9 protein-coding genes are annotated in these 11,697 nt (G+C 58.9%); 5 read left to right on the top strand and 4 right to left on the bottom strand.

The window, feature by feature from the left end; genetic code table 11:
• The first annotated feature begins 76 nt into the window (after positions 1 to 76).
• The 5 genes from EDC39_RS07580 (at position 77) to EDC39_RS07560 (ending at position 5,391) form a co-directional block, all read left to right on the top strand.
• Positions 77 to 721 carry a sensor histidine kinase gene (locus EDC39_RS07580; protein WP_187426699.1) on the top strand — a complete coding sequence of 215 codons (645 nt, stop codon included), beginning with the start codon at positions 77 to 79 and terminating at the stop codon, positions 719 to 721.
• Positions 722 to 1,012: 291 nt separating this feature from the next.
• Positions 1,013 to 1,543, top strand: a complete 531-nt coding sequence (locus tag EDC39_RS07575; RefSeq protein WP_148895773.1) for a PaaI family thioesterase — start codon at positions 1,013 to 1,015, stop codon at positions 1,541 to 1,543.
• 364 nt (positions 1,544 to 1,907) lie between these two features.
• Positions 1,908 to 2,768, top strand: a complete 861-nt coding sequence (htpX, locus tag EDC39_RS07570) for a zinc metalloprotease HtpX (RefSeq protein ID WP_148895772.1) — start codon at positions 1,908 to 1,910, stop codon at positions 2,766 to 2,768.
• A 66-nt stretch (positions 2,769 to 2,834) separates the two neighbouring features.
• Positions 2,835 to 4,034, top strand: a complete 1,200-nt coding sequence (gene nhaA / locus EDC39_RS07565; RefSeq protein WP_148895771.1) for a Na+/H+ antiporter NhaA — start codon at positions 2,835 to 2,837, stop codon at positions 4,032 to 4,034.
• A gap of 211 nt (positions 4,035 to 4,245) precedes the next feature.
• Entirely contained in the window at positions 4,246 to 5,391 is a 1,146-nt protein-coding gene (locus EDC39_RS07560) for a radical SAM protein (protein ID WP_148895770.1), read from the top strand.
• A 350-nt stretch (positions 5,392 to 5,741) separates the two neighbouring features.
• On the opposite strand, the gene EDC39_RS07555 is transcribed toward EDC39_RS07560, so the two are convergent.
• The 4 genes from EDC39_RS07555 to umuD all read right to left on the bottom strand — a co-directional run bounded on the left by EDC39_RS07555 (position 5,742) and on the right by umuD (position 11,620).
• Positions 5,742 to 9,050 (bottom strand): PAS domain S-box protein, encoded by a 3,309-nt coding sequence (locus EDC39_RS07555; protein ID WP_187426698.1) that lies wholly within the window; start codon positions 9,048 to 9,050, stop codon positions 5,742 to 5,744.
• Between the two features lie 80 nt (positions 9,051 to 9,130).
• Complete coding sequence (locus EDC39_RS07550) at positions 9,131 to 9,829, bottom strand: HDOD domain-containing protein (RefSeq protein WP_148895768.1); 699 nt, start codon at positions 9,827 to 9,829, stop codon at positions 9,131 to 9,133.
• 103 nt (positions 9,830 to 9,932) lie between these two features.
• Positions 9,933 to 11,192: a translesion error-prone DNA polymerase V subunit UmuC gene (gene umuC / locus EDC39_RS07545; RefSeq protein ID WP_148895767.1), complete on the bottom strand. Its 1,260-nt coding sequence runs from the start codon at positions 11,190 to 11,192 to the stop codon at positions 9,933 to 9,935.
• Positions 11,189 to 11,620 (bottom strand): translesion error-prone DNA polymerase V autoproteolytic subunit, encoded by a 432-nt coding sequence (gene umuD / locus EDC39_RS07540; protein ID WP_148895766.1) that lies wholly within the window; start codon positions 11,618 to 11,620, stop codon positions 11,189 to 11,191. Before umuD ends, umuC begins: the two co-directional genes overlap by 4 nt.
• Positions 11,621 to 11,697 lie beyond the last annotated feature (77 nt).

Below are 11,697 nucleotides of genomic sequence, written 5' to 3'. Positions count from 1 at the left end.
CTGAACAACAGGCCGAGAAAGTGCCTCGGCTACCGGACGCCCCAGGAAGTGTTCGATGAAGCCAGGGGTGGTGCACTTGCAAATTGAATCCACCCGGGATCCGTTCTTCCACGACATCCTCGCCCGCGTCCTGAAAGAGGCCGGACGGGTGGAAAGCATCGTCCGCAACCTGCTCGCCTTTGCCCGCGACACCCCTAACCAGCATCATCCCCTGGACCCGGCCAAGGTGATCGAGGAAACCCTCTCCCTCTGCCAGACGCAGCTGGTCACCAGCGGCATCCACCTGCAGGTCGATACGGCGCCCGATCTGCCATGCATCCGGGGGAACAGACAGCAGCTCATCCAGGTTCTGCTCAACCTGATCAGCAATGCGCGCAACACGCTGAACGAGAAATATCCGGAGACCGATCCCGCCAAGATTCTGCACATCACCACCTCCCGATGTCGGCACGAGGGACGCGACATGGTCTGCCTGTCGGTCGAGGACAGGGGGAGCGACATTCCGCAGCACCATCTCGCCCACGTCAAGGAACCGTTTTTCACCACCAAACCCGAGGGCAAGGGAACCGGACTGGGACTGAGCATCAGTCACGACATCATCAAACAGCACGGCGTCGCATTGGAAATCACCAGCGTACCCGGAGAAGGAACCCGTATCGACATCCGGCTGCCCATCGAGGAAGAAAGGACGGAACCGCAGGGCAACGGCACAGCCCGTTGACGCCACCCCGAACAGCCACCCTGCCAAGCCATGAAAGTTATGGCGCCCTGAAATATAAGATCGTCAACAAAGAAACCGAGAACTGCAAGATCCTGCATCACCATCGACGGACAGGAATATGAGAAACTGTTGACAAAGGTCTACAAAAAGGCCAAATTTCCCTGACCGCACAACTTCATCGGCCTGCTGAAAAATTTTAAAAGTACGTTGAATGCCGATGGTTGAGGGTAACGCAGTAGGCGAGCCTTTTTCAGCAGCCCGCCCATTTTACTTCCCGGAGGAGACGGCTTCATGAAATTCACCATCGCCGGCACCCAGAACATCTCCCGCGACTGCATGGTCTGCGGGGTGAAAAATCCCTACGGGCTGAAAACCCGCTTCTACGAAACCGAAGAGAAGGAAGTGATCGCGGTCTTCACACCGCAGGCCGTGCACCAGAGCTATCCGCAGGTGGTGCACGGCGGCATCACCGCCGCCATCCTGGACGAGACCATCGGCCGGGCCATCGTCCCCCACACTGACGCCATGACCTTCGGTGTCACCATCGACCTGAAGGTGAACTACAAGAAGCCGGTACCCTACGACGTCGAGCTGAAAGCCGTCGGCCGCATCACCAGTTACAACGGCCGCATCTTCGAGGGTACCGGCGAGCTCTACCTGCCCGACGGCACCATCGCCGCCACCGCCGAAGGCAAGTACCTGCGCCGCGCCCTGAACAAGTTCACCAGCATCGAGTTCATCGACGAGCACTGGTTCAAGCCCAAAGACTGCCCGACCGAGATCACCATCGGCGGAACTGAAAAATCAGCCACAGAAGACTAGCCCCAGCTCCCCGATTTATCACGCTTAATCCGGGCTGTCCCGCCGCAATTCAGGACGGACGTATTGAGACACAGATTGCAACTCCTCGTCTTGGGTTTTGCCCCCTCAGAACACCGGCACACCGACCGATTCCTGTTGACAAGGAAAAGAGGGTTGCAATACATTGTCTCGAAAAGGGGAGTAGCAACCGGCGAGAGACAACGCCGGCCCGCGATACGTCATTACGGTGGTTCCGCCACTCGGGCGCGGGGTTGCGACGCTTAAGTCGAAATCTGCGAGACCTTTATCCAAAGCATGGCAACATGCCGCGGGTAAAGGTCTTTTCTTTTGCCTGCGGCACCCAAAGAGTACGGAGGTAAAAGAAATGAACCGCATCAAGACAGCCTTGCTTCTCACCTGTCTCACCCTGCTGCTCGTCGCCATGGGCAATGCCATCGGCGGCCAGTCCGGCATGATCCTCGCCCTCTTCATCGCCGGTGTCACGAATTTTCTTTCCTACTGGCACTCAGACAGAATCATCCTCAAGATGTACAAAGCCCGGGAAGTCTCGGCAACGGAGTATCCGGCTCTCTACGGCATGATCTATCGTCTCGCCCAAAACGCCGACATGCCGATGCCCAAGGTCTATATCATCCCCTCCGCAAGCCCCAACGCCTTTGCCACCGGACGCAACCCCCAGAATGCAGCCGTTACTGCCACTGAAGGGATCATGCAACTGCTTTCCGAAGAGGAACTCGAAGGGGTCATGGCCCACGAACTTGCCCACGTTCAGAACCGTGACACCCTGATCGCCACCATTGCCGCCACGTTCGCCGGGGCGATTGCCGTGCTCGGCAACATGCTACAGTGGAGCGCTCTCTTCGGCAGTAGCAGCAACAACGATGACGAAGAAGGCGATGGTCTGCTCGGCGGCCTGGCCATGGCTTTCATCGCCCCCCTGGCAGCGACGCTGATTCAGATGGCCGTTTCACGCTCCCGTGAATACCAGGCTGACACCACCGGAGCCCGCATCTGCGGCAAACCACAGGCGCTGGCAAGCGCCCTACGCAAGCTGCAGCTGGGTGTCCAGGCGGTGCCGATGAAAGAGGCGCCCCCCACGACATCCCACTTGTTTATCGTCAATCCCCTGGCAGGCACCGCGGCACTCAGGCTTTTTTCAACTCATCCACCGATGGAAGAACGCATTTCCCGGCTGGAAGCCATGGCTTCCGGGCAGGATGCGTAAACGGGCCTGCCAAAACATCATCTGCGGGCTCCTGGGCATTTCAACCAGTCGATTGAAGGTGAAAAAATGACAGTTCAAACGATACGTGATTTTCTGAAACTCGAATCATTCAGCGGCCTGTTGTTGATCGGCGCCATGCTGCTGGCGCTCTTGTGTGCCAACACACCCCTGGCAGGGCTCTACGGTGTTTTTCTGCAGACTCACGTTGAAGTCCAGATCGGTGCCCTGGAACTCGCCAAACCTCTGTTGCTCTGGATCAATGATGGGTTGATGGCGATCTTCTTTTTGTTGGTCGGCCTTGAAGTGAAGCGTGAAATTCTCGAAGGAGAATTGTCGAGTTTGCCGCAGATTGCCTTGCCGGGCATTGCCGCCGTTGGCGGCATGCTGGCCCCGGCACTGATCTACATCTGGATCAACCGGGCAAATCCGGACACCTTGCAAGGCTGGGCCATCCCTTCGGCGACGGACATCGCTTTTGCCCTGGGGGTGCTGGCTCTGCTCGGCAAAAATATCCCCGGTTCACTCAAGTTGTTTTTGATGACCCTGGCAATTCTCGACGATCTCGGTGCCATCATCGTCATCGCCCTTTTCTACACCAGCAATCTTTCGGCCCTGTCTCTGTTGCTGGCGTCTCTGGCCATAGTGGCTTTGATTGTCATGAACCGACTTGGTGTAACCCGCATTGCCGCCTACATCGTTGTTGGGGCTCTTCTCTGGATCTGTGTTCTCAAGTCCGGGGTTCATGCAACCCTTGCCGGCGTCGTGCTGGCTTTCACAATACCGCTGAGAGCGAAAGATCTGCATGGTCACTCGCCCCTGCGACACCTGGAGCACAACCTGCACCCCTGGGTGGCCTTCGGCATTCTTCCTCTGTTTGCATTTGCCAACGCCGGTGTTTCCCTGGCCGGGATGACCCCCGCCGCACTCCTGGCCCCCCTCCCTATGGGAATCGCCGCCGGGCTTTTTGTCGGCAAACAACTTGGCATCGTCGGTTTTTCCTGGATTGCGGTGAAACTCAGGCTGGCCCAACTGCCCAAGGGGGTCAACTGGCGTGAGTTCCATGGCATGGCGGTGCTCTGCGGTATCGGTTTCACGATGAGTCTGTTTATTGCCTCCCTGGCTTTCGAAGGCAGCAGTCCAGAGACAGGAGAGGCTGCCCGGCTCGGAATTCTCGTCGGATCTCTCGCCTCTTCTTTTGGGGGGTATTTTCTGTTGCGACAGGCGACGGCAGGACGGGACAAGACACCCCAGACCGGGGCAATTTGAGAATGGCAGAAAAGTTTGCAGAGCCAAGCCTTGAATCACTGGTCGGCCTGGCTCGGAATACGCAGATTCAGGGGCAAGATAAAAGGGGCTGCCCATGCCGCTGCCAGGGGAAACCCCTCACCGTCCACGTTACGTGACCCACAGTCTGGGCCCGGACTGCGGCATTGCGCTATACTCTGGGTGACATCACGCAACGGGGAGCATGACAGAGATGGAACCCTACCAGGGCTACGAACTGGGGCCGATCCGGCCGCCGAGCGAGGCGCAGAGCCTGCTGCTGCGCATCACCCGAAACTGTCCGTGGAACCGCTGCACCTTCTGCGGCATCTACAAGGGAGAACGGTTCAGCGTCCGCCCGGTGGAGCACGTCAAGCGGGACATCGACCGGATCCGGCAGCATGTCAGCGCCATCGAACGGGTCGTCAACCGGCCAGGCGGCGGCGACCGGCGCGACCTTCTCGCCCTGCAGCCCGAGCGGCCGGCCAGCGAGCGGCTGGCCTTCCAGGCCGCCCTGAACTGGCTGTACAGTGGCATGAAATCGGTCTTTTTGCAGGACGCCAACAGCCTGGTCGTCAAGCCCGACCATCTGGTCGCGATCCTCAACCACCTGCGCGAGGCTTTTCCACAAATCGAACGAATCACCTCCTACGCCCGCTCACACTCGATTGCCCGCATCAGCGACGAGGACATGGCCCGGCTGGCGGCCGCCGGTCTCAACCGGATTCACATCGGCCTGGAATCAGGCGCCGACGCCGTGCTGGAATTTGTCAAAAAGGGCGTGGACAAGGAGACCCAGGTCATCGCCGGGCAGAAGGTGAAGCGGGCCGGCATCGAGCTGTCGGAATATTTCATGCCCGGGCTGGGAGGCGAAAAATTCTCGCGGGAAAACGCCCTGGAAACGGCCGAGGCGCTGAGCCGGATAGATCCCGACTTCATCCGCATCCGCAGTTTGGCCATTTCCCCCGAGCTCGAGCTGTTCCAGGACTGCCAGTCCGGAGCCTTCCGCAAGCTTGGCGAGGTCGGTATGGTCGAGGAGCTGCTGCTGTTCCTGGAAAACCTGCGGGGCATCCACAGCCGGGTCAAAAGCGACCACGTGCTGAACCTGTTTCCGGAAGTGGACGGCCGCCTGCCGGACGACCGCCAGCGGCTGACCGCCCCGCTGCGCGCCTTTCTGGCCCTGGCGCCGGACGAACAGCTGCTCTGCGTCGTCGGCCGACGAACGGGCATCTTCTCCCGCTTTGCCGACCTGTACGACCCCACACGCCGACGTCAGGTGGAAGCCCTCTGCGCCGAGCACCAGATCACCCTGGACAATCTGGATGATTTCAGCACCCGGATGATGGCGCAGTTGATCTGAATCCAATCCTGATCAGGTTTGAAGGTCCAGTTCAGGAACATATGCCAGCAAAGGCACAAAACGGAAGGTGCCGGGAAACAGCAGAGCGCCGAGAAAGCCGCAACCCCAAGGATTCATGGCAGCAATGAGCATGAAACAGCCGGGCAGGTCAGACGCCCGGCGGTAATTATTGTTCGAGCGGTACAGCGTAACCCGTCACCCCGCCAAGGGCGGAAGTGTCAGGGGAATGCTATCTCTGTACACTATTAACCATGCGCCCCGGTCGATCATCGACCGGAACAAGCCCGGCCGGAAAACAGTTGACATGAGACCGCACCGGTTGGTTTGAGAAAATCCGGCAGCAGAATCCGTTATTTCCGGTCCAACACTTCCCGCACCTTGACGCACAGGGCCTGCATTCCGAACGGTTTCGGGATGAAATTCACATTTTCGTTCAGAACACCGTGGTGGGCGATGACGTTGGCCGTATATCCGGACATGAACAGACTCTTCAGGTTCGGATAAAGGGCCGTCAGATTTCGGGCCAGGTCCCGCCCGTTCATCTCAGGCATAATCACGTCGGTCATGAGCAGGTGAATTTCGCCAGAGTGCGCCTCGGCCAGACGCAGAGCTTCGCCCGGTGATGAAGCGGGTAACACAGTGTAGCCCTGCTGTTCGAGCATTGTTTTTGTCGCATCCAAGATGGCCGGTTCGTCCTCAACCAGCAGGATGGTTTCCTGGCCGCATGGGGCAGTCACCCCATGTCCATCCTGCCGGGGTAGTCTGGCTTCACCTTGGTATCGGGGAAGATAAATCTTGAACGTGGTCCCATGGCCCGGTTCGCTGTAGACGTTGATGAATCCATTGTTCTGTTTGACGATGCCGTACACCGTAGCCAACCCCAGGCCGGTACCTTGCCCCGTTTCCTTGGTGGTAAAGAACGGCTCAAAGATATTGGCAAGGGTCTCCTTGTCCATCCCGCAGCCGTTGTCACTCACGGCCAGCAAGACATACTTGCCGGGGATTGATCCTGTGTGCCGGGCACAGTAGTCATTGTCGAAGGTGACGTTGCGCGTTTCAATGGTGATTTTGCCCGTATCCGCAATTGCGTCTTGGGCGTTGACGCAGAGGTTGGCCAGGATCTGGTTGATTTGGGCGGGATCCATTTTGACCTGTCCCACGCCGGAATCGGGCAGCCACACCAGATCGATGTTCTCGCCGATGAGTCGCCGCAGAATCTTCAGTGTGCCCTCCACGGTCTTATTAAGGTCGAGCACTTTGGGTTCGACCATTTGCCTGCGGGCGAAGCCCAGCAGCTGCCGGGTGATATCCGCCGACCGCTCGGCGGCTTTGCGGATTTCCAGCAAGATGGGGAAAAGCGGCCGGGTTGGGTCGACCCGGCCCATGGCTATTTCCGCGCAACCGAGGATCACGCTCAACATGTTGTTGAAATCGTGGGCCACCCCTCCTGCCAGCCGTCCCACCGACTCCATCTTCTGGGCCTGCTGAAGCTGGGTCGCTACCTGGAGATATTCCGTAATGTCCCGCTTGACCGCTACATAACTGACAATTTGCCCCGAACGATCTTTCACCGGTGAAATGGTTGCGTCCACGGTGAAAAGGGTTCCGTCTTTGCGCTTGTCGACTATGCGACCCTGCCAGGTTTTGCCACTGGTGATGGTTCCCCAAAGATCCCGATAAAAGGACTGGCCATGCTCGCCGCTCTTGAGGATGCGCGGAGTTTGACCAAGGACTTCCTCGCGGGTATAGCCGGTAATGGCCTCGAAAGCCGGGTTGACGTACTGAATGGTCCCCGCAAGGTCAGTGATGAAGATTATCTCGCCGACATGCTCGATGGCCGCAATCAACCGTTCCCTTTCGGCTTCGGCCCGCTTGCGCTCGGTGATGTCCGTGACCAAGGCCCGGAACACCGGCGGTCCGGCGCTCTCTATGAGCTGCAAGTGCACTTCAACCGGATACATGCTGCCGTCTACACGGCGGTATTCTGTCTCGAACACTAAACGCTGAAGTTCGTGCCGACGCAGCGGCGCGATCAACTCCTCAAACGTCTCGCGGGTGAAGGTCGGCTTCAGGTCCAGCGGCGTCATTTCCAGCATCTGTGCCATCGTATACCCGAGGTTTCGCAGCGCAGCATCGTTGATGAAGAGGAAGCGCAGAGTATCGGCGGCGAAGATGTAGATCTCGTTGAGACTAGCCCTGATGGTCTCGGCCAGCAGCCTTTGTGCTTCTTCCGCCTGCCGCTTCTCGCTTTGGTTGCGGAACACCAACACCACGCTGGTGATGTCGCCCTGCACGTTACGGATGGGAATGGCCGAAGCGGCGATAGGCCGCTCCACGCCGTCCTTGGCGATCAGCAGGGTGTTGGTGGCCAATCCCAGCATCAGGTGACCATCGCGGAGGACCTTGGCGATCAGGTCCTCCGCCTTTTCCCCCGTTTCTTCGTGAACTAAGCGGAAAACCTCTTCCACCTGTTTTCCGCGGGCCTCGGCGTCCGTCCAGCCGGTGAGGGCTTCGGCCACGGGGTTGAGCAGTTTCACGCGACCCCTGACGTCGGTGGCGATCACGCCGTCGCCGATGGCTTTCATCATGATGTTGTGGAGCTCCGCGTCGGCGCGCATGGCGGCCCAAATTTTGGCCAGTTCCCGGCTTCCCAAGCCGAGCAGCGAGAGCAGGACCACCGCAACACCACCCAGCTTCAGCCATATGGCTTGCCGGACCGTGGTAAGAGCCTCTCTTGGCAAATGGGCCACCGACTTCCAGACGTATTTTTTGTTCTCAATCTCCCCACGACTCTGCGCGAAGGAATCAGCGGCACCAGTACTGGATTTCTGACCGGCGAGCAGGGGATATACAGTTTGCCATGTCCACAAGCCGTCAGACATTTGAATCTGGCCATTGTCGGACGCACTAATTTTCTCCCATGCCTCGGGATTTCGCACAGCCAGGCTCAGTTCCGGCTTTTTGAACATGAACCCCCATTCATCGGCAGGGTTCGGGCTTTTCAGCCAGTAACCCTCGCCATTCACTAGCATGATGTGGTCGGCAATATGGCTGGTGGCTTCTGCAAAGGCATCAAGCATATTGCGCCCGTAGTAATTCAGGATGACGATACCCCGTTTTGCCCCCTGACTGTCGGTCACCGGCGTCGCGACTCGCAGCATGGGTTTGAACGGCACCTCGACCTTGCCTTGCTCGATGTTCAGGTCGAGCGGCGAAACAAAAACCTCGCCGGGCTGCAACTTGAAAGTGCCGGTAAAGTAGTAGCGTTTACCTTTGCTCTGCAACTTGGAGGTCGGAACGACCACAGCCTTGCCTTCCGCGTAATCAACCCGAACAATCTCCATGCCTGTTTCGTCCAGCCAGCGTATCTGGTCGTAGATGCCTTTGCTGCGCGAGAAATTGGCAAAGTCATTGGCTAGAAGTTGCAGCGATTTGGACGAGGGATCATCTAGTGCGTTTTTCAGGGCGCTGTACGTAGAAAGGAAACTCAGGTCGCGGGAAATGCTTTCCAGATTACGCGCGAGAACACTAGAACCGAGATTGACGTTCAAGGTCTCCTGGCTGAGCAGCCGGGTCATCTCGCGCTCTATTTCGGTGCGGCCGTAGAGGAAAATTCCGGCCAGCAGGGCAAGCACTGATGCAGACAGGGCGATCTTCATCCAACGTGGAATCATCACTTTGTCCTGTTTTAATTGGCTACCGCCCTGGAATTTCGGGTTCTATTCCTCGGCCCAGCTTCTCAGAACCTCTTTGTCGAACCGATAATCTTTTCCGACTTTGAATCCCTGGACTGTTCGACGGGATCGATGCCGGAAATATCGTTGTGATAGCGGGCGACCTGGGCCAGATCCTCGGAAAAATTCCACTTGGTCAGCACCGCCTCACCGACCTCGGCATGTCCGTAGGGAAAGAAGAGAGCCTCCATCTCCTCCTCGCTCCCCTCACCATTGCAGACCGCCTCCATCACCTTGCGGAACTTTTCAGGGTCCAGATTGTTGAACACCATCTTGCCGTTATGACGGAAGAGTCCGGCGACAAAGGCTTCCTCCGGATCGGCCGACTTGAACCAGACCGCCACCATCCGCGAACCGATGGTGCAGCCGAGCGAATCCTCCCACAGTATCTTCTCCATCAGCCCGCAGGATTTGTTGATCCCTCTGATAGTCGCAGCAAACACCAAACTTTTAACAGTTTTTTCGCCCAGAATAACAATGGCATGTTCAAGGGAGGTGATTTTGCGTCGCAGGCTGTAAAAAGATGAGTTAACGATTTTCAGTACACGGGCTGAAACAGCCTGGTCGCTGGCAATGGTCTTGGCCAGCTTCCCTGCGGTGGTGTCCGGTTTCTGGGGCATTTCCAGCACCTTCACAGCAACGATCGGCATGGGAGGCAAATCGCCGATAGCTCGGACAATAGCTTGCAGTTCTTTGTTTTTCACGCCATTCCCTCCGCAAGGCAATGACTTACTTTAATCTTATCGTCGCAAGTAAAGATGGCTTAACATTTTTTCAATCCCCCCCACGGTGGGGAAACTTACGCCTTCACCCAACCTCCGGAATACTCTCCCAGCGTGTGGTGTAGGCCGGTGACAGATGTGCCTGGCGCATGAACCAGTCCTTCTGCGGGCGCTGGCCGCCGAACCAGACCTTGCCCCGCCCGCCGTGGTTGATGGCGTCGATGGCCCGCATCAGCCTGTCGCTTCGGTCATGGTCCGCTTCGGCCGCGAACAAATCGGGCTGCACCTGGTCGGGAGTACAGAAATCGCCGAGCATCACCCCGGCCTTGGCGTAGCGGCAGCCGTCCTGCCAGATGTCGTCGAACAGGCGGGTGACAAGGGCCAGAATTTCCAGGCTGTCGGCGCTGGGACAAGGCAGCGTGCCGGTGGCGGCGTTGTTATAGCCGGGGCCGGTTCCATCAAACGGACTGGTCCGGATGAAGAGATGAACCATGCGGGCCAGCTGTCCTTCCCTGCGCAGCTTTTCGGCGGCGCGGGCGGCGAACTCGTACACCGCCTGGCGCACATCCGCATAATCAGTCAGCTTCTCGCCGAAGGAGCGGGAGCAGACGATCTGCTTTTTCGCCGCCGGCATCGCCTCCAGATCGATGCAGCTCTCCCCGTTCAGCTCGCGCACGGTCCGCTCCAGCACCACCGAATAGCGCCTCCGGATGCGGCGCGGCTCCGTGCGGGCCAGATCGAGCGCCGTGGTCACGCCCAGCTTCTGCAGGCTGGCGGCAAGCCGCCGGCCGACGCCCCAGACCTCACCGACCGGCGCGATCGCCAGCAGGCGCTGCTGCTTTTGCGGGTCACTCAGGTCGACCACACCGCCGGTCGCCTTGAACTTCTTGGCGGCGTAGTTGGCCAGCTTGGCCAGGGTTTTGGTCGGCCCGATGCCGACGCTTACCGGCACGCCGACGTGCTTGTGGACGGTGGCGCGGATCTCCTGTCCATATTCCACTGGCGAGGCAACGCCGCTCAGGTCGAGAAACGCCTCGTCGATGGAGTAGATCTCCAAGTCGGGACTGAACCGTTCGAGAGTCTGCATCACCCGGGCGGAGATGTCGCCGTACAGGGCGTAGTTGGAGGAAAAGACCCGGACGTTGTGACGCCTCACCGTCTCCCGCACCTTGAACAGGGGCGCACCCATGCCGATTCCCAGCGCCCTGGCCTCCGAACTGCGGGCGACGACGCAGCCGTCGTTGTTGGAGAGCACGACCACCGGCACCTTCTTCAGGTCCGGCCGGAACAGGCGCTCGCAGCTGCAGTAGAAGTTGTTGCAGTCGACCAGGGCGAAACGTCTCATGGCCGGCGCAGGGTATGAATGACCGTGGTGACCACGCCGAAGATCTCCAGCTCGGCCCCTTCCGGCACCGGCACCGGCGCGTGCCGGCGGTTCATCGGCACCAGCCGCACCTCGGGCTTCAGCTCCAGCCTCTTCACCGTCAATTCGCCGTTGAACTCGGCGATGACAACATCGCCGTGCCGGGCCTCCAGCGAGCGGTCGACCACCAGCACGTCACCGGGAAAGATGCCGGCCTCAATCATCGAATCCCCCTGCGCCCGGACAAAGTAGGTGGCGGCGGGATTCCTGACGCAGAGTTCGTTCAGATCGAGGGTACGCTCCTTGTAGTCGGAAGCCGGCGAGGGAAAGCCGGCCGGCACCGCGTCGAGAAAGAGGGGAATGTCGAGCCGGTCGAAGTCACCGGCGCGACCGATGGATTCGGCGTTCATGGACCCTCCTGGCGATACGTCTTTCAGCATTGCGGCACACCCCAGCATACGGCCGGGCGTGACGAAATACGACATTT

It is taken from the genome of Geothermobacter ehrlichii, assembly GCF_008124615.1.
Lineage (GTDB): Bacteria > Desulfobacterota > Desulfuromonadia > Desulfuromonadales > Geothermobacteraceae > Geothermobacter > Geothermobacter ehrlichii.
Note: the sequence above shows the minus strand (reverse complement) of the source record. Positions and strands in the feature narration are given on the sequence as shown.

Coding starts and splice junctions, on each gene's coding strand:
- EDC39_RS07575 (WP_148895773.1), top strand. CDS start 1,013: ATGAAATTCACCATCGCCGGCACCCAGAACATCTCCCGCGACTGCATG.
- htpX (WP_148895772.1), top strand. CDS start 1,908: ATGAACCGCATCAAGACAGCCTTGCTTCTCACCTGTCTCACCCTGCTG.
- nhaA (WP_148895771.1), top strand. CDS start 2,835: ATGACAGTTCAAACGATACGTGATTTTCTGAAACTCGAATCATTCAGC.
- EDC39_RS07560 (WP_148895770.1), top strand. CDS start 4,246: ATGGAACCCTACCAGGGCTACGAACTGGGGCCGATCCGGCCGCCGAGC.
- EDC39_RS07555 (WP_187426698.1), bottom strand. CDS start 9,050: ATGAAGATCGCCCTGTCTGCATCAGTGCTTGCCCTGCTGGCCGGAATT.
- umuC (WP_148895767.1), bottom strand. CDS start 11,192: ATGAGACGTTTCGCCCTGGTCGACTGCAACAACTTCTACTGCAGCTGC.
- umuD (WP_148895766.1), bottom strand. CDS start 11,620: ATGAACGCCGAATCCATCGGTCGCGCCGGTGACTTCGACCGGCTCGAC.